Raw genomic sequence first — 24930 nt, forward strand, 5'->3', positions numbered from 1 at the left:
GCGAAATAGCGACGAAGCACCAGAGACCAAAATAGCCAAACGTTTTTATCCAGCCGACTGGACTAGCAAAGACGGCTACAGCACCTTTGAGTTACCGCTGGGTAAAGCACGCACCAGTCAGTATCTGCGCTTGCGTGGCACTAATAATAAAAACGAGTTGGAGCCAGAACCTGATGCCAAAGGCGAAAACCCTTGGTTTGATTTGTGGTTTTACAGCAATCCGGTGTTTATTAAGCTGTCTTTATGATAGCGCAGCTTATTACTGGTTGTAGTGGCAGCGCTGATGCTGCTGAGCTGGCGATGCTACCCGGCGCAACTGTTTCCCAAGGCTCGCAGTTCTGATACAGAGGCCAACCTGACCATTCTGATTGCTGTTGCAGCTGACTTAAAAGCGCACCAGCGACTGAATACAGCAAGTCAGGCTTTACTGACAGAGATAAGCGCACCCCGTTCAGGCCTGATACATCAGCAAAAAGGTGCCAAACATTGATCCTGCTTGCCGCTCCGGTAGTACCATTACTGGTGTATTTTGAAAATGATGTGGATGAGCTGGCGAACTTTCGCGGCACTAAGCTGCAATGCGACTGGGAAAGCTTTACTGCTTTGACCGATAGTCTGGTGCGGATGCGTTACAACGCAATTGATTTGCTTGATATGCCCGGGCGCGTCGAGTTTTATCAACGACCTTAGTACCAAAGCCGTTATCCGGATTACCAGCTCGACAGCGCTTATCTGCAGCTGATGATTGACTCTATCCATGACGAAGGCATGTTGCTGCAATCAGACTCATAGCGATGGGGTGGGTTATGTCGAAATATGATGGCAGGTGAAAGTGTTGCAAGGCTTTTTGGCCGACACCTCGGTGCTGCAACCTTGGTAAGCACGAATTTAGCATGACAGCAGACAAGCTAAAGCCCCGGTTTAACACCACAGCCCCTGTATCGCCGCTGTAGAAAGCTGTTTACTGCAACAGGCAAAAACTGATCTGCAATTGCTGCACCTGCGCCTTTTAACTGAGGATCAGCTCCAACTCTGGGCCAACTGGTAACCTCCTGATAACAGAAGGCCAAATCATGGTTTTGCTGTGGCGGCTGAGCTGGAGGCCATAACACAGGAGAGGTAAAGCTGTGATCGGTTCCTGCCGTTCTATGGATGACATGAGCGACACAAAGGGAACAAGGATAAGCGGCTCTTTAAAAATATTTTAAAAACAGCTGTCAGGAAATGACGGGCAGTTGCTCTTTAAAATGAGAATTCTGAGTCGATGTCCTGCGCTCTGTCGCTTTCTGTGATGAGCTGCTGAGGACCAGTTTTCTGTGCACGACATCACCATAACCCACAAAATTACGGAGAAGGATATGCATATGAAATCAGTACTGATTGGTCTTGGCATCAGTTGTTGTGTGGCCGCACCCGCCGCGGCTCAGCAGGCCGGCACTTTTAATACCTTAAGTTACAACGTGGCTGGTTTACTGGAGTTATTCTCCAGCGCCGAAAGCGACAGGCAAAGCGCTACAGAGCAGATCAGCTGTTATGTAAATGACTTTGATATCGTTAATGTGCAGGAAGATTTTAACTACCACGCCGCTTTATACGATACCTGCAACACCCACCCTTATCGCTCTGCCACTACAGGAGGTATGGGTTTTGGCAGCGGTTTAAACAGCATGAGCCATTTGCCTTTCAGCAGTATTAAAAGAGTGAAATGGAACCACTGCAACGGCGTTGATTGTCTGACGCCCAAAGGTTTTACTCTAATGCAGGTACGGTTGGCTGAAGGGGTTTATGTCGATATTTACAATCTACATACTCAGGCTCAGGTTGAAAGCGCTGACTTAAACGCCCGTCGGAATAATATTCTGCAGTTAAAACAATACATCAGCACTCAGTCTGCGGGGAACGCGGTGATAGTGATGGGGGACACCAACACCCGCTATACCCGCACTGGTGACAATATCCGCGAGTTATTGAGTTTAGGTTTTACCGATACCTGGGTGGAATTGTATCGCTCTGGCGACATTCCGGCTTTGGGTGCTGAAGCTTTGGTTTGCGAGCCAAAAATCAGCGCGGCCAACTGTGAAATTGTCGATAAAGTACTATACCGCGACAATGGCTATCTGAACCTGCAGCTGCTTGATTATCAAGTACGTCAGGACGACGAAACCTCCGAAGGATTGAAGTTGTCGGATCATCCGCCGATCTCTGCCAGCTGGAGTTACAGCACACCGGCCAACAGGAAGATGAGCGATCAGTTTGGTGGCGATGGTGGTGTGTCCTTTAATACCGTCAGCCAGTTACCAGCCACGCCCAAAGTCAGTCAAATCAGCTTGCGCAGTGGCAGCAGAGTGGATCAGGTCGGGCTACAGCTGACGAATGGCCAGAGTTTTAGCCATGGAGGTAATGGTGGTACATTAAACAGCTTAACCCTGAATAGCGGTGAATATCTGAAGTCTGTGTTGTTGTGTCAGGGCAATCGTAATGGCGCTATGCGGATTTTTTACGCCAGCCTGCAAACCAGTGCGGGTCGTAGTTTAACAGGTGGCAGTCAAACCTCGAATTGTAGCAGTTATCAGGCTCCGGCTGGCTGGCAAATCAGTGGTTTTCATGGCCGTGCCGCAACTGAACTCGATAAGCTCGGCGTAATTTATAGCCCTGTAGCTTTATAATTCCAGGCCGTTATTAAAATCGTTATTAAAGAAAAAGCCCGCTTTATGCTGTTGATAGGCGCAAAGCGGGCTTTTGGTTATCTGTAAAACCTGAGTTCTATTTCATAGTCGGCATAGAGAACTGATTACCCATAGCCTGACCATTAGGCCAACGGGCTGTGATAGTTTTCATTCTGGTATAAAAACGTACTCCGTCCGGGCCGTGCATATTCAGCGGGCCAAATACGCTGCGTTTCCAGCCACCAAAGCTGTGGAAAGCCATAGGCACAGGAATTGGCACGTTGACTCCGACCATACCGACTTGCACCTGGGCAGTAAATTCACGGGCGGCTTCGCCACTGCCGGTGAAAATAGCAGTACCATTACCAAATTCGTGTTGGTTAATCAGTGCCAGGCCTTCGGCAAAAGAAGGCACACGCACTACGGCGAGCACAGGGCCGAAAATTTCTTCGCGGTAAATGCTCATATCAGGGGTTACCTTATCAAACAACGTAGGGCCAACAAAATAACCCTGTTGATGCTGACTGACGACAAAATTACGGCCATCGGCCACCAGGGTTGCGCCTTCAGCTACACCGGCGTTGATGTAACTTAATACTTTGTCGGCATGCTGGCGGCTGATCAAAGGGCCCATCTGAGGTTCAGGGCTGACGCCCGTGCCTGGTCCTACTTTTAAGGTGCTGATTTCCTGTTGCAACTGGGCGATTAACGCATCGGCTACTTCGTCACCAACACAAAGTGCAACAGAAATTGCCATACAACGCTCACCAGCCGAACCATAAGCAGCACCCATTAAAGCGCTGGTCACTTGTTCAAGATCGGCATCCGGCATCACCAGCATATGGTTTTTCGCTCCGCCCAAAGCCTGTACTCTTTTGCCATGGGCGCTGCCTGTGGCATAGACATATTCAGCTATTGGTGTTGATCCGACAAAACTAACAGCCTGCACGCGCGAGTCGGTTAGCAGCACATCCACAGCTTCTTTATCGCCGTTGATTACATTGAATACGCCAGCGGGCAAGCCTGCTTCGGTCAATAATTCCGCCAGTTTTAACGGCACTGTCGGGTCTTTTTCTGAAGGTTTCATCACAAAACTGTTGCCGCAGGCCAGTGCTATAGGAAACATCCACAAAGGCACCATGGCAGGGAAGTTAAAAGGCGAAATACCGGCACAGACCCCCAGCGGTTGCATCAGACTGTAGCTGTCGACGCCACGGCCAACGTTCATTGAATGTTCGCCCTTGAGTAAATGTGGAATACCGCAGGCAAATTCCACCACTTCAATACCGCGGGTCAGTTCACCCTGAGCGTCGGAAAATACTTTGCCATGCTCTTTGGTGATTAAAAGCGCCAGCTCATCTCTGTGCTGTTCCAGTAAGGCTTTGAATTTAAACATCACGCGCGAGCGGTTCAGCGGTGTCACCTGACTCCAGTTTTGAAAGGCAGTAGCGGCAGCGGCGATAGCAGCACGGGTTTCATCTGCAGTGGCCAGACTGACCTGAGCATGAGCTTCGCCGGTTGCCGGATTAAACACGCTCTGGCTGCGGCCGCTGTGGCTGGCGATATGCTGGCCGTTGATGTAGTTACCTAAAGTGTCCATAAATAAATTCCTGTAAAAACTCTGTCTGTATTAATAAGGTTGATTCTGTTGTTGCTGCTGATAGTCCGTCAGTGCCTGCCGCACGCGGCTTTGGTCTGAGACTTGCGGTATAGCCACATCCCACCAGCTGCCGTTGTCTGTGCTGATTTGCGGATCGGTTTTAATTTCAATCAGATAACTTTTGCTGGCAGCGCGAGCCCGGCCTATGGCTTGTTCCAGCTCGCTGATGTTAGCGACGCTTTCACTGAAAGCACCCAAAGCGCGGGCATGACCGGCAAAATCAATAGCGGGTGCCTGACCTTCGCAGTCTTGCAGCAGGTTGTTAAAGGCGGCGTTGCCTGTGCCTTTTTGCAGCCTGTTGATGCAGCCGTAACCACTGTTATCCAACAGCACCACAATAATTTTGCGGCCGAGCATCACAGAGGTAGCCAGTTCAGAGTTCATCATCAGATAAGAGCCATCACCGACGACCACAAACACCTCACGGGCCGGGCTGGCGATTTTAACGCCCAAAGCACCTGCTATTTCGTAGCCCATGCAGGAAAAACCATACTCGACGTGATAGGTACCAGGGCCTTCTGCGCGCCATAATTTATGCAGCTCGCCCGGTAAACCACCGGCGGCGCAGACCACCACATCGGTTTTTTCTGACTGGCGTTTCACTGCACCTAATACCTGAGCGTCGCTCGGTAGCGCGTTATCGCCAGGATTAGCAGTGACCACATCATAAAACTGCTGCCACTGTTGATTCAGTTGCTGTGCCTGTTTCAGCCAGTTTTCTTCACTTTTCCAGCAGGGCAGAGCGTCATGCAACAGCTTCAGCAATAAGGCGGCATCGCCAACCAAAGCTTTGGCTCTGTGTTTTAATGCATCAAAAGGCGCGACGTTAATTTGCAGCAGAGGTTTACCGGCAAAAGCAGTGCGGGACTGAGTGGTAAAGTCCTGCAATCTGCTACCAACGGCAATAATCAAATCTGCTTCTGCCGCCAGTTGGTTGGCTGCTGCTGTACCCGTGACGCCAATACCGCCAACAGCACAGGCATGCTGCCAGGGCAAAGCACCTTTACCGGCCTGAGTTTCTGCCACAGGAATACGATGCGCCACAGCAAAATCAGCCAGTTGCTGACAAGCGCCGCTATGATGCACACCACCACCTGCAATGATCAGCGGCTTACGAGCGGCCAGTATTAATTCCAGCGCGTCGGCCAGTTCCTGTTCATCCGGGCCCTGACGACGAATACGGTGGATGCGTTTTTCAAATAAATAAGCCGGGTAATCAAAAGCTTCTGCCTGCACATCCTGTGGTAAAGCTAAAGTCACAGGGCCACAGTTGATCGGGTCCAGTAAGGTTTCGATCGCCACCGGCAAGGAATGGATCAGCTGCTCCGGTCTGCTAATGCGGTCAAAATAACGGCTGACCGGGATAAAACAATCTGTCGCTGCTGTCATCGGATTTTGAAAGTTTTCCACTTGCTGCAGCACAGGGTCGGGTTTGCGGTTGGCAAATTGATCACCAGGCAGCAGCAATAAAGGCAAGCGATTGACATGAGCCAACGCCGCTGCTGTCACCATATTGGTTGAACCTGGCCCAATGGACGTTGTGCAGGCCATAATACGGCGACGGTTGTTGGCTTTGGCAAAGGCGATAGCGGCATGGGCCATACCTTGTTCATTGTGGGCGCGGTAGGTGGGCAGATGGTGTTTCTCTGTATACAAGGCTTCACCTAAAGCCGCCACATTGCCATGACCAAAAATAGCGAATACACCAGCGAATAACGGAGCTGCTCCGCCATCTTCTTCTATGTACTGGCAGCTTAAAAACTTCACCAGCGCTTGCGCTGTAGTTAAACGGATAGTGCTGTTCATGCCTGCATCTCCTGCTGCTGTTTCTCTGGCGCGTTACGGTTCAACCATGCATGCACCAAAGCGCGGTAGTTGTCGCGAATTTGTTGTTGCAAGCCAGCGTCTGTGAGTTCATTCGCCAGCCATGCTTGGCTGGGTTTGGCAAAAATAGTGCGGCCTATCGCAAAACCTTTACACAGCGGGAAAGCGGCGCTGTCAGCGAAAGCCTGCATCAGCTCTGCTGCCGGAGCATCTAAGCCCAGCAGGATCACACCACGGCAATGCGGTGCTTCGCGGTTGACCAGTGCTGAAATGGCGACCCATGAGTTTTTACTTTGCGGCGGTAGTTTCCACCAGTCGGGTCGGATACCACGTTGATAAATCAATTGCAGCGCCCGTACCATGGTTTGGTCATCCTGCGCTGAACCAACTGGCGGTATCACTTCCACCAGTAATTCGTGGCCTGAGACACAACAGGCGCGATACAGCTCTTCCAGCTGTCTGGCTTGTTGCTGCCACAGCTCTGAATCATCATCCGGGTGCATGAACACCAGGCATTTGACAATATGCTGTTTTGGCCAGCTGATAAAGCGTGAGCCGATAGAGCGACCGCCTTCCAGTTCCAGCGGGCGCGATGCCGGTACTTCGACTGGACGGCCTATCCACCAGCCAGTGCCTGTTACATCGTTCAGCGCATCCTGGCCATAGGTATCATCAATCAGCACACCGGCCTGTACAGGCCAGTTGGCTGCTGCCACTTCCTGCTGACAGGCGGCCAGGATCAGTTGTTTGAGTTTAGAAATCCGCTGTAAAGGTGCGCCGACAGCCTGCGCCATTTCAACAAACTGCTTACGATGGTCAAAGGCTAGAATACAAAGCTCGTTCCAGCTTTGGGGGCTTCGTGTCGTCACTCTGTGCAGGTAATTCAGTTCTGGGTCCAGATCTGGTCTTGGAATACGCTGTTGATTTTGCAGATAATAATCCAGCTCTTCAGGTGTCGGCACCGCAGGAGCGCAGCCATGGCGGGATACCACTAAAGCTCCGCTGGCATTGGCATAAGCGCAGCAGCGCTCGTAGCTTTCATCGTTTAGCCAGCCGCGTAAAAAGCCAGACATAAAGGCATCACCGGCGCCTAATACGTTTAGTACTTCGACTCGCACACCCTGACTGAAAAAGGCCGAATTTAAGTCATCCGGAATGTGCGCTTCAAAAATGCTGCAGCCATCTGCGCCGCGTTTCAGCACTATCACTGCATCTGTCAGTTTTCGCAGCGTGCGCAGGCACTCAATAGTGTCGGTGCTGCCGCCTGCGATATGAATTTCTTCCTCAGTGCCAACAATCAAATCACATAAAGGCACTATGGATTGCAAATGTGCGGTCACACTTTGGTTGGAGACAAAACGATTGTCGCCTTCGCCTAAGGCGGTTAAACCCCAAAGCACTGGTCTGTAGTCGATATCCAGAATCACTTTGGTTTGATTTTTTCGGGCGAAGCTAATGGCGTGACGCGCCACTTGATCGACATGAGCCGTTGAAAAGTGGGTGCCTGTGATCAGTAAAGCTTTGCTGGAGGCTATATAAGCTTCGTCAAAGTCGCTGCAATCAATCGCCATATCGGCGCAGTCCGTGCGGTAAAACAGCAACGGGAACTGATCTTTGGTTTTAATAGATAAAATAGCCAGCGCCGTCAGGCGTTTCGGATCTGTCACCACATGGCTGGTATCACAACCGGCTTTTTGCAGCTCCTCTCGAATAAACTGGCCAAACTGCTCGTCGCCAACCCGGGTCAGCATCGAGGCTTTCAGGCCTAGGCGGGCGGCACCAAAGGCGATATTACAGGACGAGCCGCCCAGTGATTTGGCAAAGGAGCCAACATCCTGCAGCCGGTCGCCAATCTGCTGGCCGTATAAATCGACCGAAGCCCGGCCTAAACAAATTAAGTCTAAAGTTTTGCTGATGGTGTGCATTACTGCTTGTGCTCCTTTTTTGCAAGCCGGACTCTGTGCGTGGAACAGAGAGTATGATCACAAATTGACCAGAGCAGCATAGAATGTATTTTCTATTTATACAATAGTTGGAATATTTGTTTTATTCAGATACACTTATTCTCAGTGAAGCCGCTCTGAGCCAGAATGACTGCATCAGAGCACAGCGTTCAAGGACATAACCCACGCATGATATGCAGCACACAACAACAACTGGAACAGCTTATTGAGCAGCGTTTTGCCACCCTGAGTAACAGGTTGCAGCAGGTTGCCCGCTATTTGCTGGACCATCCGGACACTGTGGCTTTTGGCACTACAGCTACTATTGCTGCTGGCGCAGGTGTGCATGCTTCAGCTTTAGTGCGGTTTGCCAATGCCTTTGGTTTTAGTGGTTTTTCCCAGATGCAGCAGCTGTTTAAAAACCGGCTGGTGCAAACTGGCCCTGACTACCAAAGCCGTATCGCCGCGGTAAAACAGGATGATTCTGTGCCTGCAGCACAGGCTGGGTTGATGTATCTGCAACAAATCAGCGCCGCCAACGAACGAGCTATGCTGCAACTGACAGAAGAGCTGGATCCGCAGTTATTAACCCAAGCCTGTGAGTTGCTGGCTCAGGCCCGAATTATTCATCTGCAGGGCGCACGCCGTGCTTATCCTGTGGCCAGTTACGCCAGTTATCTGCTGAGTAATACCGGCCTGGCAGTACAGCTGCTAGACGGCGTAGGTTATATGCAACAAGCAGCATTAAATTTAGTTAATGCAGAAGATGTGATTTTGGCCATTAGTTTTGCGCCATACGCTGCTGAAACCCAGTTAGCCATTAACAGAGCAAGGGCTGCAGGAGCTGGAGTGATAGTGATCACCGACAGCAGATTAAGCCCTTTAGCCGCTGAAGCTGATGTCAGTTTACTGGTAAGGGAGGCTGAAGTGCATTCGTTCCGCTCACTGAACGCCAGTATGAGCTTAATTCAAGCGCTGGTACTGGCGCTGATCCATGATACCGAAGCAGTAACAGTCATACAGGGAGAGACAGATGTCCTATTTACACCGTAAACCTCAGCTTGCAGACAGTCAGGGCCGCATTCAGCATATAACGCCGGAAAACGCCAACTGGCAGTATGTAGGTTTTGAAGTAGTGGTACTGGCTGCAGGCGAATCACACTGTTATCAGACCGGCCAACAGGAGCTTTGTGCCGTAATTTTATCCGGCCAGGCTGATTTGGTGTCATCGACGTTAAGTTTTAAAAATATCGGTGACCGGACTTCAGTATTTGAGCAAAAAGCGCCTTATGCTTTGTACCTGCCACCAGTTGACTGGCTGGAGATTACGGCTTTAAGCAATCTGGAAGTGGCCTTGTGTAAAGCACCTGCTAAAGGCGAGTTGCAAGCACGGTTAATTAAGCCTTCAGACTGTGTTAGTGAAACCAGAGGGCAGGGCACCAATGAGCGGCAAATTTGCAATATTCTATTTGGTAATTTACCGGCAGAACGTTTGCTTATTACTGAAGTGATTACGCCAGCAGGCCATTGGTCCAGTTATCCACCGCATAAACATGACACAGATGCGTTGCCAACCGAAAGTGCACTGGAAGAAACCTATTACCACAAGTTGAACCCACAGCAGGGTTTTGCTTTTCAGCGTGTGTACACAGACGACAGACGCATTGATGAAACCATTTGTGTCGAACATAACAGTGTGGTGTTGGTGCCAGAGGGCTACCACCCAGTCGGTGCGCCGCATGGTTATCAGTTGTATTACTTAAATGTGATGGCAGGACCGCAGCGGCAGTGGGTGTTTCATAATGACCCACAACATGACTGGATCATTAAAAAATGATGGCGCACAGCGCCAGAAATGTAGGGGCGGGGTCTATCCCGCCCTTTTGTTGCAGCGTCAAGTACGCAGGTTAGTTGGTGCGCTGGTAGAATCACGCACTATCAACTCGCAATCGTAAATATTGCTTTGATCTTCCGGGGTGACCGCTTCTGGCATAGGTTTACCCTTGAGTTTGTTGATCAGCATTAATGCAGCCCGGTAGCCAATGGTGGCGATTGGCTGGCGCATGGTGGTCAGGTTAGGCCAGACTTTGGTGGTCAGTGAAATATCATCAATGCCACAAATCGACAATTCTTCCGGTACCTTAATGCCTCTGCTGTGCGCTTCGTACAATACCCCAGCCGCCATTTCATCGTTAGCGGCCAGAATAGCAGTAGGTCGCGGCACTTTGCTCAGCAAGGTGGCGGCAGCATCAATACCTGATTGATACGTGTAATAGCCTTGTACTATCAGAGCTTCATTCACCGACAAACCCTGGTCGGCAAAAGCTTTGCGAAAGCCAGTTTCAACACGGCGGCTTGACTCCTGATCCGGATGACCCAACACAAAAGCTATCTCTTTATGACGCAAACGCAGCAGGTAACTGGTCATTTCGCAGGCGGCTTTGACGCCATTAAAACCTACACTGTCTCCACAGCCCTGATTTTTCGGACCTATACGGATATAACAGACTTTTTTACGGTCCAGCATATCCAGCAAATCCTGCTTATCACTTAAAGGCGGCACTAAAATCAGACCGTCAGCCAGGGTGTTATCTATAAACTCTTCAATTTCATTGACCAAGCCTGGTGAGCGGTAACGGCAGTCGTATAAAAACAAGCCCATATGCTCTTCGCTGCAGCATTGCAAAATACCTTTTTGCAGTTTCTGTAAATAACCAGGACTAGGGTTGTCTGCCAGCAGGGCGATAAACAAGGAGCGGTTTTTCGCCAACGCCATACCCAGCGGATTACGTTTAAAGCCCAATTGATTAATGACGGCCATCACTTTGTCGCGGGTTTCAACCGACACGTTGATCTCGTTATTGATCACCCTGGACACAGTTTTTTTCGAGACGCCAGCAAAGCGTGCTACATCATTGATGGTGACGGAAGACATTATTCTGAGATACTCCTTAGCAGGAAAATCAATAAGGTTCGCAAAAAAATATAATAACGAGCCGCAGTATATAGCAACAGTATGTCATTTGTTTTTATGCTTATTGTTTTTATTAGTGAATTTGCGCTGTATTGCTCCAAAATCGGGCTCAGCAAACTTTATTTCAGTATAGCTATAATGCAAATTGACACCGGTGTCAATTTGCATTATAAATTCTGCCAACAGTCGCAGTCCGGCATTTGTGCAGTACTGTAAATTTCCTTTTATCTATCCAAGCTCAGAGGCCTGCTGATTTATGCCTGCCAAACTTCATTTGCATCCGGATCGTTTGTTTTCAAGTCATGGGGTTGAACGTGATATCGCCAGGCGTTTGTATCAGCAGGTAGCAGATTTGCCTATCGTCAGCCCGCACGGTCATACCGACCCGTCCTGGTTTGCGTTAAATCAGCCCTTTGAGAACCCAACCGAGCTGTTAATTAAGCCGGATCACTATGTGTTTCGCATGCTGTACAGCCAGGGCGTCAGTCTGGAGCAACTCGGGCTACGTCGTCGTGATGGCGTACCAATAGAGCAGGATCCGGAAAAAATCTGGCAGATTTTTGCCGAGCATTTCCCGTTGTTTCATGGCACACCGTCCAGCTTGTGGCTGAATCACACCTTTGTGAATACCTTTGGTATTGATGTGAAACTAAATAAACAGACGGCCAGTCATTATTATCAGGTGATCAACGATGCGCTGCAGACGCCGGACTTTTTACCACGCCGCTTATTTGAGCGTTACAACATTGAAGTGATTGCCACCACTGAATGCGCCACAGACGATTTGGCTTATCACCAGCAGATCAGGAATTCAGGCTGGCAGGGCAAGGTGATCACGGCCTTCAGGCCAGATGGAGTGATCGACCCTGAGCATGAGCAGTTTCAGAGCCGCTTAACTAAACTGAGTCAAATCACAGATTTAGATTGCCGCAATTATGATCAGTACATCACTGCTTTACGCCAGCGTCGTGCTTTTTTCAAAGAAATGGGCGCCACTTCAACCGACCATGGCCATCCAACAGCGCAAACGGCGGATTTAACGGACGCGCAAGCGCGCAGCTTATTTGACCGTATTGTGAATTCTGGGGTAAGTAAAACAGACGTCAGCGCAGCAGATGCCGAATTATTCCGCGCTCATATGCTGGTGAAAATGGCAGAAATGTCACTGGACGATGGCCTGGTGATGCAGCTGCACCCTGGATCATTCCGTAATCACAATGATCAGCTATTCCGTGTATTTGGCCGGGATAAAGGCGCAGATATTCCGCAAAGTATCGAATATGTCAAAGCACTCAAGCCGTTACTGGACAAGTTTGGTAATAACAAAGATTTAAGCCTGATTTTATTTACGCTGGACGAAACCACCTACAGCCGCGAACTGGCGCCTTTGGCCGGGCATTATCCTTGCCTGAAACTGGGCCCGGCCTGGTGGTTCCATGACAGCCCTGAGGGCATGATTCGGTTCCGCCGGCAGACCACCGAAACCGCAGGTTTTTATAATACAGTAGGTTTTAATGACGACACCCGCGCCTTTTTATCTATTCCGGCGCGGCACAACGTAGCGCGGCGGATGGATGCAGTCTATTTGGCTGAACTTGTTACTCGGCATATGCTGGACGAAGACGATGCCGCCGTGATTGCCAGAGACCTGGCCTACGGACTGGCGAAAAAAGCTTATCAATTGTAAGGGGTAACAGCGTGACTGAACCTGCAGTAACTTATCCACTTTTATCAGCCGCTACGTGCCCACAGCAGGTTGCGCCTGATCGTGACAGCAACATACGCATAGTACATTTGGGCATAGGCGCTTTTCACCGCGCCCATCAGGCCTTTTACACTGAACAAGTGATGCAACAAACAGCAGAGCGCAATTGGATGATTGCTGGTGTGTCGTTGCGATCAAGCGCTGTTGCACAGCAACTGAACCCGCAACAAGGGCTTTATACGCTGGTCACCAGCTCAGCGGCGGGCATGCAGCAACAACTGGTCCAGTCTGTGGCTAAAGTGCTGGTTGCGCCTGAAGATCCAAAGGCTGTGATTGAACTGATGGCCTCGCCGGAAGTAGCGATATTTTCTTTAACGGTTACGGAAAAAGGTTATTGCCTGAATCCGGCTACCGGAGATCTCGATTTAACTCACGCCGATATTCAGCACGACTTAAGCCATTTAGCTGCGCCAAAAACAGCCATTGGTTATCTGGTGGCGGCCTTGCAGCAGCGTTTTGTCCGTAAGCTCAAGCCTGTCACTGTGATCAGCTGCGATAATATTTCGCAAAACGGCAAAACTCTGGCGCGGCTGGTACAGCAGTTTGCAGCGAAGATTGACGCTGAACTGGCGGGTTGGATTGCAAGCAGTATCGCTTTTCCGGATTCGATGGTCGACCGCATAGTGCCAGCCACTACAGAGCAGGACATGCTGGACCTTGCCGCCGACACTGGCTATCTGGACAAGGCTATGGTGAAAACCGAAAGCTACAGCCAATGGGTGCTGGAAGATCATTTCTCGTCTGAACGGCCGGCATGGGAAAAAGCCGGAGTGATGCTGGTGAAAGATGTTGCACCTTTTGAGCAAGCAAAACTGCGCTTACTGAATGGGGCCCATTCGGCTCTGGCTTATCTGGGTGCAGTCGCAGGCTACAGTTATGTGCATCAGGTGGTAGCCGACCCGGTGTTTTTACGTTACCTGCGCCATTTAATGCGCAACGAGCTGATGCCTACCTTACAGGCGCCGCAAGGGCTGGATTTAGCCACGTATATTGACGCCTTGTTAAAGCGTTTTGCCAATCCGGCTTTAATGCACCGTACCATGCAAATTGCGATGGATGGCTCGCAAAAAATTCCACCGCGGTTATTGGCTGCGGCTCAAATCAGGCTGGATAAAGGCCAGAGCGTCGATGCAATCTGCTTTGCTGTAGCAGGCTGGTTGCGCTTTAGCATGGGCTTTGATGCTAAAGGCGATACGCTGGAGGTGTCCGATCCGCTGGCTGATCTGTTGATGCAAATCCGCCTGGTGCATTGGGATCATATAGACGAGCTGGTGGGGCAGTACCTGGCGGTGAGCCAGGTTTTTCCGGCGGCTTTAAGTGGGTCTGTACTGTTTCGCAACAGGCTGACTTATTGGCTAAGCTATATTCTCGCCAACGGTGTGCCGACCGCTTTGCAAAGTTTATTATTAGAAGTTCAGGATTATTCAGCGGCGCCGCGCCTTGCTTCAGAGCTGACTTCAGATCTGGTATCAGCGCACGCCGGGAGAGCAAAATGATTAAAGTCACAGTCTGGAATGAATGCCGCCACGAAAAAGAAGATGCGGACGTGCAGGAAGTGTATCCGGAAACCATAGGCGGCTGTATCGTCAACCAGTTGCAACCTTATGGTTTTGATTTGACGCTTGCCACCCTGGACGACCCGGAGCAAGGCTGGCCAGCTGAACGTATTGCCGAAACCGAAGTCGCCATCTGGTGGGGCCACAGATACCATGACGAGCTGGACGATGCGCTAATCGACAAATTGCAGGCAAGGGTACTGGCTGGTATGGGCCTGATCGTGCTGCACAGCGGTCATCACGCCAAACTGTTTAAACGCCTGATGGGCACCAGCTGTAATTTAAGCTGGCGTGAAGCAGAAGGGGGCGAGCGGGAGCGGGTTTGGTGTTTAAAACCAGCTCATCCTATTGCCTACAATATTCCACCGCAAATCGAGCTGCCGCAGTCCGAAATGTACGGCGAACCTTTTGATATCCCGGACCCGGACGAGCTGATTTTTAACTCCTGGTATCAGGGCGGTGAAGTGCTGCGCAGTGGTTGTACTTTTAGCCGGGGCCGAGGCCGGATTTTCTTCTTCGCGCCAGGCCACGAAACCTTTCCTATTTATCGCAATGAACACATTACGCAAATTCTGGCCAACGCCATTCAATGGGCACATCAGCCACATACCAGCGGCTGGATGATGGGCAACTGGGGACGACCAGTGCCGCTGGAAGAAGGCGCACCCAAACAAACCTACTTTAAAAAGCCCCGCAAACTGATGTTGGCGGAAAAGGCAGCGAAGAAGGATAAGTAAGCAGTAGGGTCAGGCACGGGGTCCGGCACAGTGCCTGACCCTGGGAGTTGCAGATCAGCTAGTGTGATGTGCAGCATAGATCCAGGCTGTTTTACCTGACTTTAGCACTGCAGCGACCCGCACATAGTCATCCACTTCATAATCGTCCGCCTGGGCCAGTTCCTGCTCTGTAATTTCAAACACAGTGCCTGCAACTTCATCCTGCGGATCACCGCTAAAACGTAAAATCGGATGAAAAGCTTTACCGCTTTCACGCAAAACACGCTCGTCGGTAATTTCAATTTCGCCCACCACATAGCCTTGCAAGCTATCTTTGCTTCCCGTCAGCTCACGGCCAAAATTAGCCAGCTGCACTTGCTTTTGCTGCAAGGTTCCATACGAAAATAACAGTGGCATAGTTGCTCTCCCAGTCTGGTGTTTGTGCTCAGGTGTGGCCGGCTCAGCGCCCGCGGTATTTTTCGTTGGCCGCAAAAGCTTCCACTTCTAACGGAGAGTTTTCATAGCCATATGTGACTAAATCGGCAAAATGCTGCGTGATCACCTGCTGCAAGTCCGAGCGTTCAATTTGCAGAACGTGCACCAGTTCATGTGCCAACTGTGGTGTTGTCAAAGGGTAGCCACGCCGCACGTAAATGGCATAGCCAAACACCTGCGCGTTATTCACTATTCCTTCGCCAATAAAGCCCAGCGCTTCGCCAACCGTTGTCAGCATTAAATTGTCATAAGGGAAAGGCACACTGTCTACATAAACCAGCCTGACCTTTTCCGGATGTTTTATGCCTATTTCCCGGGCGAGCAGCAGTTGTTTTGTATCTAAAGGCTCGCCAGTTTGCACACCGGCCTGCTCTGTTGCTTTTGCCCATTCAATGTAAGGCGGCAGTACCAAAGCCGATACCAACTGCTGCTGAAAGGTAAGCAGGCCTGCTACTACAGCCAGAATAAAGCCAACAGCAACTATCCATATTCTCATCTCAATCTCTCACTCATTCAGCCTGTTTCAGTAGGGGGTTTGTAACAAAGTCAGCAAGGTTTTCATACCATCTATATAGTGACCAATGCGCAGGTTTTCGTCGAAACTATGCTGGTTATTGTCGGGGTTCACCAGCGGCAGTATGACAAAAGGCACCTGCAAGGCACCCACCAGTTGCTGCGTTGGCAAGCTGCCGCCCATCATCCGGACGCGCACTACCTTCGCATTATTTTGTTTAAGCACCCCATACACCCAGTTACCAAGCGGCGAATCCATCGCTGTGCGGGCTGCGTCACCGCCAGCGCCTGGGGTTAGCGAGGCAATTTTATTTTGTGTTGAACGTTCGCTATCTGTGGGTTCACCTTGAGTTAAATACCAGCCCTGAGCGCGTAAATGCTGTTCCAGCAGAGCTGTTAAATAGGCAGAATCTGCCTCAGGCGTGGTGCGCAGGTCCAGTTCGGCCACTGCCTGATGCGGAATAATATTGGCGGCTTTATCGCCGACAGCTGCCGCTTGCATACCGCGGATATTCAATGAGGGGTATTGCAATGCTTCCTGATAATTGCTGCCAACAGCGTCAGGCTTTGCAATACCGGTGCGCTTACGCAGTGCGACTTCGTCATCTGGCACATCGGCCAACACCTTTAGCTCTGCAGCTGTAAGTTTCACCTTGTCGTAATAACCAGCGACTGTGACGCGGCCATTATCGTCTTTCATACTGGCGAGCAGGGCAGCGAGGCGCTGGGCCGGGTTCGGCACATAGTTACCATAATGGCCGCTGTGCAGCGGAAGTTTTGGGCCATATACAGTCAGCGTCAAACTGGTGGCACCCCTATTTCCAAACACCAGCGTGGGCTGGTTTGTTTGATGCTGCGGGCCATCCAGTATTAAAAGGCCATCAGAGCTTAATAAAGCGGCATTGGCTTTGGCAATGGCATTAATAGTGGGGGAGCCTTTTTCTTCTTCACTGTCGAGCAGTACTTTGACATTAAATTCAGGCGAAAGTCCGGCCGCTTTCATCGCGTCGAATGTCGCCAGCAGCATCATAATCGGGCCTTTATCGTCAGCCGCAGCGCGGGCGAAAACCCTTAGTTCCGGGTCCAGCGGCTGTTGTTGCAGTGCTTTTTGATCCACTTCAAGCCACTGGCCTTGGGCATCACGCTTTTTCACCACAGCCTGCCATGGGCTGGCCTGTGCCCACTGTTCCGGCAGCACAGGCTGACCGTCCAGATGCATATAAAATAAAATGGTTTTTGCATCAGGCTTTAGGCTTTTATATTCGGCAAATAGCAGAGGTTTACCGTTATTTGGCAACTGCTGAGTTTTAAAGCCACGCCGGGTAAAAGCCTGCGCCAGCCAATCGGTATTTTTCTGAATATCAGGGGCAACAGCTGCATCATTTGGCAGCGCCAGTAATTCGAAATATTCGGCAAAACTGGCTTGCGCGACCTTGAGTATCAAAGTGTCAGTGACTGCTGTGCCGGAGACCTCCTGGGTATTGGCAAGTGGCTGTGCCGAAATAACACCGCTAAAGCCCAATAAGGTGCAGGCCAATAGAATTCTATGAAACTGGGCTTTGAGCATGGTTGTTTTCCTACTGAGCACCTTGCTTAGTGGCGCAGGGTGCTGCGACTCAGAGAATAAGAGCTAACATAATGACTTATAATCATTTTCTCGTCATCAGTTATGGTGAGATAAGAGATGGCTGTGGGGGTTGCTGCTGTGAATTGAAGCTTGACGGATAAAACCAAGTATTTAGGGGAAAAGGGCAAGAACTGTCACCAATTCTTACGTTGTTGGTTTAACCCGCCAAAACTGAATTTGTGGTTGAGCAAATGCAATAATAAACAAGATTCCAGAGATAAATCCCATCGGTTCTCCTTCACCACCAACAAGCCCCAATTTGGGAAGCAGAACCTGAGTAAACAGACCACTAATAACACCTAAAAACAGCTGCGTTGACCAGTGGAGTTTCTGCGATTTGCAAAAAAAACTACCCAAAAAATACCCTATCGTCGGAAGAAGATCTAAAAAGATAGAAAAGCTAATCAAGAATGCATACTGACCAATTGTAAACTCATTTTCCAATGGGATACTCAGCAGAATCAAAATGCCAACAAGAGCGTTCCCCAAAATAAATTATGTATTTCCTTTTAAAAATGCTTTGAATTCTTTAGATCCTTAAACGTGCCCCAAATTACTTACTCAACCAACATAGAAAATGCGACTAACAACATTTTTTTCACAATTAGCTGATTTTCACCGCGAGCTAGCTGTGACGCAGCATGACTTAGCTGTGCATCGATGTAGGTTGCTGCAAACTCTGATGACATGTCTGCATTAAATTCACCTTTGGCCTGTGAACGCTCCAGCCATGCTCTATAAGCACTTAATGCTTGCTCCTGAATGAAATCGATTTGTGCTCGTGTGGCTTCACCCAAATGCATTCGCGATTCGCGCATTTTTATTAAAAGGCATCCTCTTGGAGCATCTTTAGTATCAGCAACTGAGGTAGCGAATGACACCAGGTTATTAAGAGTTTCTCGAAACGGAGCTTCACTATTTAACATCTCCAGTACAGGGTTGAGCACCTCTTTTTGGTACTTGATGATCACAGCTTTCATCAAGCCATCTTCGTTCAAAAACTCACGATAAAGTCCTGGTTTTGATACATCACATCTTCTGCAAATTTCATTAAGGGACAAATTGCCTATGTCCTCTTTCCAATAAGCATCCATTGCCACTTCCAAGACGTGATCACGGTCTAGCGTCTTTGGTCGCCCTCTCGCAGCTTTAATTCGCTCCAAACTCATTTTTATACCGCCTGGTATTTTAATTTGACAAACAACATTCGGGGTATTATTGTACCATCCGGTATTTAATTGGCAATCGAATAGGAAAGAAATATGAGTGATGTAAAAAGAAACGTAGTTATTACTGGCAGTAGCAGTGGATTTGGCCGTAAAGCAGTGAAAGATTTTGCAGATAAAGGCTATCAAGTGTTTGCCACTATGCGCAGCCCAGAAGGCAAGAACGTCGCTATTAAGACCGAGCTGGAAGCGTATAGCGATTCCATCCATGTTGTGGATATGGATATCACCAGCGACGAATCAGTGAAAATTGCTATTGCAAATGTACTGGCAAAAGTAGGCAAGATTGATATTTTGATTAACAATGCAGGTGTAATGTACCTAGGCATTACAGAGGCATTTAGCATTGATCAAGCTCGAGAGCAGATGGAAACCAACTACTATGGTGCTATCCGAACTATACAGGCTGTTTTGCCTTCGATGCGCGAGGCTAGATCAGGTCTGCTCATTAACACTTCATCAATGGTTGGCCAGCTCTCTGCTCCATATTTCTCTACTTACGCTGCGACCAAACATGCTCTTGAAGGCTACCTCCAAGGCTTACGCTATGAAATAGCACCTTTCGGTATTGATGTCGCAATAGTACAACCAGGACCCTTTCCAACGGGTTTAAGTAATGCAGGGCAGCAACCTACACGCACCGATATCCTTGACAGCTATGGTGAATTAGCAAATATCCCTGCCGCTCTATTCGAGGAGTTCGGCAAATTTATGCAGAGCGATCAAGCACCTGATCCACAGATGGTTGTAGATACTTATATAAAATTAGCAGATATGCCAGCTGGTAAGCGTCCTACGCGCACTACCGTAGGCATGGTTTGGGGGGTGGATGTAATTAATGCGGCAAAACAACCTATACAAGACCGTGTTTTAAAAGAGATGCAACTCGACAAGGTTTTAGGTGGTGCTGACGTGTAAAGCGTAGAGGTAACAAAATAGTTGTGGGTTGGTCCAGCTATATTAGTTGGCACCAGGTTGTTCTCGACAACAAGTCGAATATTTTAAAGCATCCAACCAAATTGCCGTCGAAGTACTTCTATTTCAATAGGTTTTTCCGGCCTTCATAAATTTATGAAGGCCGTAGGCTAGTTGTTCTTAAATTACTTCAATGGCACCAGCAGAAAATTCGAGCAGTGTCTACAGCAGTTTTTGGGGGCAGAAGATTGCCAAACATTGTTTTGAGATAACCTATGCATCGGTATTTCGCAGCTGTAAGCCATGAATTTTTTATAGATTCAAAGTGCGGAAACAAGCGAAAACTAACCAAAAAGTCAGGGCCAAAGCTCTGACCCAGAGCTTTGGCTAAGATAACCAAGTCTTACAAAGTCACAGGCACACCATGCTGGCTGGCGGATAGTTTGATGGCGTCCCATAACTGGGCCATACGCAGGCCTTGTTGCACGTCGGATGGGTTTTCGATTTCGCCGTTGCGGGTTTGCATAAATACATTCATCAGGTTGTTGGCGGCTTCCTGATCTTTACGCACCACATTGCCTTGCGCGTCTTCAATTTCCATCCAGCGGCCCCAGGCGCAAATACGCACTATGGCTTGTGGAAAGTAGCATTCAATGCGCGATACACAGCGGATGCTGCGGCCGCAGGCGTGCAGGTTAAATAGCGTGCCGTCGTTGAGTTCGCCTGAAACGCTGGTCACCACATCCACCGGAAAGCCGTGGTTATGCATAATGGCGCTGATGCGGGAGAAGGGCTTGCTGGTGATTTTTGATACGGTATTCATCATATGAGCGCCGGTATCAAACATAAAACCGCCGCCGGAAATTTTTGGTACTTGCTTCCAGTGGCCTTGGTATTTGTCGGCCCAGTCTTCCCATATGGCGGCATTGATACTGACTAAAGCGCCGTATTTTTCGTTGGCAATGGCGTCTTTTAACTCTTGCACCAGCGGTGACAAACCACCCTGATAAGCCACTACCAAAGTTTTACCTGACTTTTGCTGCGCCGCCGCTAAAGCTTCGGCTTCGGCCACGCTGGTCACCATAGGTTTTTCCAGCAGTACATCCAGGCCTAACTCCAACGCCAGCAATGCTTGTTCGGCGTGATTGGCATGTGGCGTACAAATATACACAGCATCCAGTTGCTGGTGCTGCTCTTTTAATAAAGTCTGCCAGCTATCAAAACAGAGTGGGGCGGTTTTACCGGCCTGTGCAGCAATGCTGCAGACGTTGTCCATGGCTTTGCCATTGGGGTCCATCACGGCGAGCAACTGAATGTCAGAGCGCACTATCCAGGTTTGAATGTATTGAGTGGCTTTGGTGCCACAGCCGATAATTGCTAATTTCAGTTCCACGTTATTCTCCACCCACTACTGCTGATCGGAAAGCTGCTGCAGGCTGCGTTAAACGCAGTGCAACACTCTGTTGTTCTTTATTGTTGTCCATTCTTGTTTGTGCAACCCAGCATGATTTTTTGCACCACTGTGAATCGCACTGCATCATTAAATTGCATATTGACACCGGTGTCAATATGCGTATTATCAATTGCGACAGGGTAAAAAATAGCCGCATCGGCAGAACCTTCCATGGGGATGTCAGATAGCAAGGCAAAGGCACCAAAGGTGCGAACAATACCAAAAGTAGTTGAAGTTGCAGAAGGGCGACAGGTGCGCCAACGTCAGAGACATAGGGCAGCTGAATAGCAGGCTTATGTGGCTGCCGCATGGGCTCGCAGTCTGAATTGCTGCAACAGCAAGTACTCTAGGTATACAAAAATAAGAGCTGGACAAATGAGCTGGACAAAAAAAACGCTGGTGTTGCTGCCTATCGCAGCAGCGGCGGTCGTTGCTGCAATCTGGTGGAGCGGGGAGCTGCCATCAGATTTAAACCCACAGCAAACACGACCCACATTAGTCATCGCAGAGCACAGGACAGCGCGCCTGCAGGCTTTGTATCAACTGCAGCCCAAGCTGGAAGCAGAGCTTGGCGTACGCTTAAAAATTGTCGAATACCCGGCACCACCACAGGATTATTTCACCAAGCTGGTGACTGAATTACGAGCTGGGAATGCACCCGATGTGTTTACTGTGCCACGGGATTTGCAGGTGGACGATTTAGCCGCTGCCGGTTATCTGGCCAATCTGACGGCTGATGTGCAAGCCTGGCCGGGGTATCAGCAACTGCCTGCTTTAGTCAAAACCTTAACCCGAGCCAGTTTTGACGAACAGGTGTATGTGGTGCCTTCCATTGTGGCTGTAGAGCAGCTGTATTACCGCCATGATTTATTAACAGCTGCTGGTATCAGCACAGAGCAACCAAAAGACTGGCAGGATTTACTCAACCGCAGCCGTCAGATTAAACAGCAGATGGGCCAGTTCCCGCTGATGATCCCTGCAGGTTTAACCTGGGGTATGGGCTCTTACACCGAAGGGTTTCGTTATTTACTCGCCAGTTTTCAGGATTATCAGCTGTTAAGTACAGGCAATCAGTATCAGCTGAATGACGATGCAGTGCGTCAGGCTTTTGGTTTTTACCAGACGCTGGTGCAGGAACAGCTGACGCCGGTGAATCCGCTATTGAACCCGGAACCCTGGGTTATTCCCAAATACGAAATGTTTCCCAAAGGTGAGCTATTGATCACCACTTGTGGCAGCTGGTGCAAAGTATTCGACTGGGGCCCTGGCAGCCGTAATCCTATTGCTAATGTCGATACTTCAGTGCAAACCTGGAAATTCCCCAGTGCCGATGGCGGTGAACCTTTTGCGTTGGCGTCTGTGGTCTATGCCTGGGCTGTTAATGCTAAATCACGGCAGCAACAGCTGGCCCGTCAGTTAGTTCTGGCTTTAGGTGAAGTGGATGTCGCTTTGGCCTATGCGGTGAAGCTGGGCAATGTGCCAGCTCGGCTGGACGCGAAAGAGCATCCTGACTTTATCGCTTTAGACAGCTTAATGCAGGACCATGCACTTTTAACTGAAACCCGTGCGCTGCGCACTACGGTAGGCTCGAACGCCATGATGGCTGGTGTGGCTCAGGCGTCTGAAGCTGTACTGACGGGCCGCGCTAATGCGCTGCAGGCTCAGCAGCAACTGCATGACTATGTGGTGAATGTGCTGGGTGCTGAAATGGTGGAGCAACAACTCGCCAAAACCCTGCCTTTGCCCGCCGCTTTAGCCACTGAAGTGGAGAAGAATTGATGTTTAATATGACGTACGAAGCCAGAAGGCAGTTCGGTTATCGCATTATGATGACACCGGCTTTGGTGCTGATGGCTGCTTTTATTGTATTTCCGGCCTTTTATGCCTTTTCGTTAAGCTTAACCGACGATGCGTTATTGGGCTTTGCGGCACAGGAATCATCCTATGTCGGCCTGCGCAACTTCAGCCGTTTGTTTAGCGATCCACTGTTTTGGAACTCATTGAAAGTCACGCTGATTTTTGTCATTGGTTCTGCAGTCATTGGCCAGTTTGTATTGGGTTTTGCCTCGGCCTTAATGCTGCAGCGGCCAGTGAAATACAAATCCATTTTTAACGCCATTATTTGTCTGCCGAATGCGGTGCCGGAAATGGTGGTTGGCTTTTTATGGATCTCTATGTTTGCCAGCGGTGAATATGGCACTTTAAACCGGCTGGTGGCCTGGTTTGGTGTCGAACCACAGCAGTGGTTGTACACCTTCCCGTTAATGTCGATCATTATCGTCAATACCTGGCGCGGTATAGCTTTTGCGATGATCTTGCTGACCTCTGGCCTGGCCTCTATTCCGAAAGATATTTACGAAGCTGCCCGGGTGGATGGCGCCACTGATACACAAATTTTCTGGCGTATCACAGTGCCTATGATGATGCCGACCATCTTTCTTTATATGTTTATTTCTACTGTCACCACCTTCGCTATTTTTGGTCTGGTGTACACCCTAAGTCGTGGTGGCCCGGCTAACAGCACAGAGATTTTAGGTATTTACATTTACAATCAATCGTTTACAGCATTTCAGCTGGGCTATGGTGCAGCAGTGGCTGTGATTAGTCTGGTGGTTTCTATGGTGCTGGGAATTATCTATGTCAAAGCACTGAAGGTGGAGGTCTGAGATGGTGACTTTAGTCAGACCGGCCAATGAGGAAACCATCATGACGCATCATGCTTCACAGCGCCGCGCCTATCTTACGCTGGTGCTTATTTCCCTGTTTTGCCTGATGCCATTTTTTTGGGTAGTGCTGGCAGCTTTTGATCCCAAAGCCAGTCAGTTTTTACAAATTCCTGATGGCATTACCGTTAACCATTTCTGGAACCTGTTGGCCAATGAAAGCGGAGTGCGCTGGGTACTGAACTCTGTAGGTATTGTTGGTACTGCAACGCTATTGACCTTAATTTTGGCCGGTTTTGGTGGTTATGCTTTATCGCGCACTCAGGCCTGGTGGAAGCGGCCTTTGCTGTACGCCATCATTCTGGTGCGGATAGTGCCGCCGCCAGCCTTGATTGTCCCTGTGTACAAAGTGATGCTGTTTTTAAATGAATGGATTAACAATCTGATCAACAGCCTGACCTCTGATGTAGCGCAACAAGTGGTGCTGAGCCGGATCTTTTCTTTTGTTGATGGTTACCTTGGCTTGATTTTGATCCAAACCGCTATGCAGTTACCACTGGCAATCTGGATTATGAAAACCTTTTTTGACGCCATTCCGAAAGACTATGAAGAAGCCGCAGCGCTGGATGGTGCCAGCCAGTGGCAAACTGTGCGTCATGTATTAATACCGCTGGCGTTACCAGGTTTTGCCGCCGCAGGTTTGTTTGCTTTTATTAACGCCTGGGGTGATTTTTTAATGCCACTGATGTTCACTTCATCACCTGAGTTACAAACTTTGCCACTGGGCATGTTCCGCGCCTTTTTGCGCGTCGACGCCATTGATTATGGTTTCTTAACGGCACTGGCTGTGATTTACACCTTGCCCGCCGTCATTGCATTTGCCTTCGCCCGAAAGTTTCTGACCCAGACTTTCTCCGGCGGCGTGAAAGGATAA

The 24930-nt window shown here is 49.5% G+C and carries 22 protein-coding genes and 1 pseudogene; 13 read left to right on the top strand and 10 right to left on the bottom strand.

Going from position 1 to position 24930, the window contains the following annotated elements; all coding sequences use genetic code 11:
• The 4 genes and pseudogenes from EMM73_RS05845 to EMM73_RS05860 form a co-directional block, all read left to right on the top strand.
• Nucleotides 1-247 (top strand): annotated as a pseudogene (locus EMM73_RS05845) (phosphoesterase); the annotation flags it as partial.
• 36 nt (nucleotides 248-283) lie between these two features.
• The gene (locus EMM73_RS05850; protein ID WP_127685522.1) at nucleotides 284-490 is read left to right on the top strand and encodes a hypothetical protein; all 207 of its coding nucleotides are present in this window, start codon (nucleotides 284-286) and stop codon (nucleotides 488-490) included.
• On the top strand, nucleotides 487-690 hold the full coding sequence (locus EMM73_RS05855; RefSeq protein ID WP_127685523.1) for a hypothetical protein: 204 nt from the start codon (nucleotides 487-489) through the stop codon (nucleotides 688-690). Before EMM73_RS05850 ends, EMM73_RS05855 begins: the two co-directional genes overlap by 4 nt.
• A 668-nt stretch (nucleotides 691-1358) precedes the next feature.
• Nucleotides 1359-2666 (top strand): jacalin-like lectin, encoded by a 1308-nt coding sequence (locus EMM73_RS05860; RefSeq protein WP_127685524.1) that lies wholly within the window; start codon nucleotides 1359-1361, stop codon nucleotides 2664-2666.
• Between the two features lie 97 nt (nucleotides 2667-2763).
• Here the strand turns inward: EMM73_RS05860 and EMM73_RS05865 are convergent, their stop codons facing one another.
• The 3 genes from EMM73_RS05865 to EMM73_RS05875 are packed head-to-tail and all read right to left on the bottom strand — an operon-like array spanning nucleotide 2764 to nucleotide 8075.
• Nucleotides 2764-4266, bottom strand: coding sequence for a CoA-acylating methylmalonate-semialdehyde dehydrogenase (locus EMM73_RS05865; RefSeq protein WP_127685525.1), 1503 nt, complete (start codon nucleotides 4264-4266; stop codon nucleotides 2764-2766).
• A 30-nt stretch (nucleotides 4267-4296) separates the two neighbouring features.
• Complete coding sequence (gene iolD, locus EMM73_RS05870) at nucleotides 4297-6132, bottom strand: 3D-(3,5/4)-trihydroxycyclohexane-1,2-dione acylhydrolase (decyclizing) (RefSeq protein ID WP_127685526.1); 1836 nt, start codon at nucleotides 6130-6132, stop codon at nucleotides 4297-4299.
• Complete coding sequence (locus EMM73_RS05875) at nucleotides 6129-8075, bottom strand: bifunctional 5-dehydro-2-deoxygluconokinase/5-dehydro-2-deoxyphosphogluconate aldolase (protein ID WP_127685527.1); 1947 nt, start codon at nucleotides 8073-8075, stop codon at nucleotides 6129-6131. The genes iolD and EMM73_RS05875 overlap by 4 nt, the downstream gene beginning before the upstream one ends.
• 207 nt (nucleotides 8076-8282) lie before the next feature.
• On the opposite strand from EMM73_RS05875, the gene EMM73_RS05880 reads away from it, so the two are divergent.
• Nucleotides 8283-9146 (top strand): MurR/RpiR family transcriptional regulator, encoded by an 864-nt coding sequence (locus EMM73_RS05880; protein ID WP_186435138.1) that lies wholly within the window; start codon nucleotides 8283-8285, stop codon nucleotides 9144-9146.
• A complete protein-coding gene (iolB, locus tag EMM73_RS05885) occupies nucleotides 9127-9930 on the top strand; it encodes a 5-deoxy-glucuronate isomerase (RefSeq protein ID WP_127685529.1) in 804 nt (267 codons plus the stop codon). The genes EMM73_RS05880 and iolB overlap by 20 nt, the downstream gene beginning before the upstream one ends.
• A 57-nt stretch (nucleotides 9931-9987) precedes the next feature.
• Here the strand turns inward: iolB and EMM73_RS05890 are convergent, their stop codons facing one another.
• Nucleotides 9988-11028 (bottom strand): LacI family DNA-binding transcriptional regulator, encoded by a 1041-nt coding sequence (locus EMM73_RS05890; protein ID WP_127685530.1) that lies wholly within the window; start codon nucleotides 11026-11028, stop codon nucleotides 9988-9990.
• Between the two features lie 295 nt (nucleotides 11029-11323).
• On the opposite strand from EMM73_RS05890, the gene uxaC reads away from it, so the two are divergent.
• From uxaC to EMM73_RS05905, 3 genes are read left to right on the top strand one after another with little or no spacing between them, the layout of a single operon-like run.
• On the top strand, nucleotides 11324-12754 hold the full coding sequence (uxaC, locus tag EMM73_RS05895; RefSeq protein WP_127685531.1) for a glucuronate isomerase: 1431 nt from the start codon (nucleotides 11324-11326) through the stop codon (nucleotides 12752-12754).
• An 11-nt stretch (nucleotides 12755-12765) separates the two neighbouring features.
• On the top strand, nucleotides 12766-14328 hold the full coding sequence (locus EMM73_RS05900) for a mannitol dehydrogenase family protein (protein WP_127685532.1): 1563 nt from the start codon (nucleotides 12766-12768) through the stop codon (nucleotides 14326-14328).
• The gene (locus tag EMM73_RS05905) at nucleotides 14325-15125 is read left to right on the top strand and encodes a ThuA domain-containing protein (RefSeq protein ID WP_127685533.1); all 801 of its coding nucleotides are present in this window, start codon (nucleotides 14325-14327) and stop codon (nucleotides 15123-15125) included. The genes EMM73_RS05900 and EMM73_RS05905 overlap by 4 nt, the downstream gene beginning before the upstream one ends.
• Before the next feature lie 54 nt (nucleotides 15126-15179).
• Here EMM73_RS05905 and EMM73_RS05910 read toward each other — a convergent pair whose 3' ends face one another.
• From EMM73_RS05910 to EMM73_RS05930, 5 genes are all read right to left on the bottom strand, one after another.
• Nucleotides 15180-15521, bottom strand: coding sequence for a gamma-glutamylcyclotransferase family protein (locus EMM73_RS05910; protein WP_127685534.1), 342 nt, complete (start codon nucleotides 15519-15521; stop codon nucleotides 15180-15182).
• A 43-nt stretch (nucleotides 15522-15564) separates the two neighbouring features.
• Nucleotides 15565-16095 (bottom strand): hypothetical protein, encoded by a 531-nt coding sequence (locus EMM73_RS05915; RefSeq protein WP_127685535.1) that lies wholly within the window; start codon nucleotides 16093-16095, stop codon nucleotides 15565-15567.
• A 27-nt stretch (nucleotides 16096-16122) separates the two neighbouring features.
• Nucleotides 16123-17679 carry a M20/M25/M40 family metallo-hydrolase gene (locus EMM73_RS05920; RefSeq protein ID WP_127685536.1) on the bottom strand — a complete coding sequence of 519 codons (1557 nt, stop codon included), beginning with the start codon at nucleotides 17677-17679 and terminating at the stop codon, nucleotides 16123-16125.
• A 204-nt stretch (nucleotides 17680-17883) separates the two neighbouring features.
• Entirely contained in the window at nucleotides 17884-18183 is a 300-nt protein-coding gene (locus tag EMM73_RS05925; RefSeq protein ID WP_145987561.1) for a hypothetical protein, read from the bottom strand.
• Between the two features lie 113 nt (nucleotides 18184-18296).
• Nucleotides 18297-18908 carry a TetR/AcrR family transcriptional regulator gene (locus tag EMM73_RS05930; RefSeq protein WP_127685538.1) on the bottom strand — a complete coding sequence of 204 codons (612 nt, stop codon included), beginning with the start codon at nucleotides 18906-18908 and terminating at the stop codon, nucleotides 18297-18299.
• A 93-nt stretch (nucleotides 18909-19001) separates the two neighbouring features.
• Here EMM73_RS05930 and EMM73_RS05935 point away from each other — a divergent pair, with 93 nt between their 5' ends.
• Nucleotides 19002-19883 carry an SDR family oxidoreductase gene (locus EMM73_RS05935; RefSeq protein ID WP_127685539.1) on the top strand — a complete coding sequence of 294 codons (882 nt, stop codon included), beginning with the start codon at nucleotides 19002-19004 and terminating at the stop codon, nucleotides 19881-19883.
• 400 nt (nucleotides 19884-20283) lie between these two features.
• On the opposite strand, the gene EMM73_RS05940 is transcribed toward EMM73_RS05935, so the two are convergent.
• The gene (locus EMM73_RS05940) at nucleotides 20284-21273 is read right to left on the bottom strand and encodes a Gfo/Idh/MocA family protein (protein ID WP_186435139.1); all 990 of its coding nucleotides are present in this window, start codon (nucleotides 21271-21273) and stop codon (nucleotides 20284-20286) included.
• Between the two features lie 435 nt (nucleotides 21274-21708).
• Here EMM73_RS05940 and EMM73_RS05945 point away from each other — a divergent pair, with 435 nt between their 5' ends.
• From EMM73_RS05945 to EMM73_RS05955, 3 genes are read left to right on the top strand one after another with little or no spacing between them, the layout of a single operon-like run.
• Nucleotides 21709-23112: an ABC transporter substrate-binding protein gene (locus EMM73_RS05945; protein ID WP_127685541.1), complete on the top strand. Its 1404-nt coding sequence runs from the start codon at nucleotides 21709-21711 to the stop codon at nucleotides 23110-23112.
• Nucleotides 23112-23999 carry a carbohydrate ABC transporter permease gene (locus tag EMM73_RS05950; protein ID WP_127685542.1) on the top strand — a complete coding sequence of 296 codons (888 nt, stop codon included), beginning with the start codon at nucleotides 23112-23114 and terminating at the stop codon, nucleotides 23997-23999. The genes EMM73_RS05945 and EMM73_RS05950 overlap by 1 nt, the downstream gene beginning before the upstream one ends.
• Before the next feature lies 1 nt (nucleotide 24000).
• Nucleotides 24001-24930 (top strand): carbohydrate ABC transporter permease, encoded by a 930-nt coding sequence (locus tag EMM73_RS05955; protein ID WP_222422606.1) that lies wholly within the window; start codon nucleotides 24001-24003, stop codon nucleotides 24928-24930.

Origin of the sequence: Rheinheimera sediminis, from assembly GCF_004005375.1 — a bacterium.
Taxonomy (GTDB): Bacteria; Pseudomonadota; Gammaproteobacteria; order Enterobacterales; family Alteromonadaceae; genus Pararheinheimera.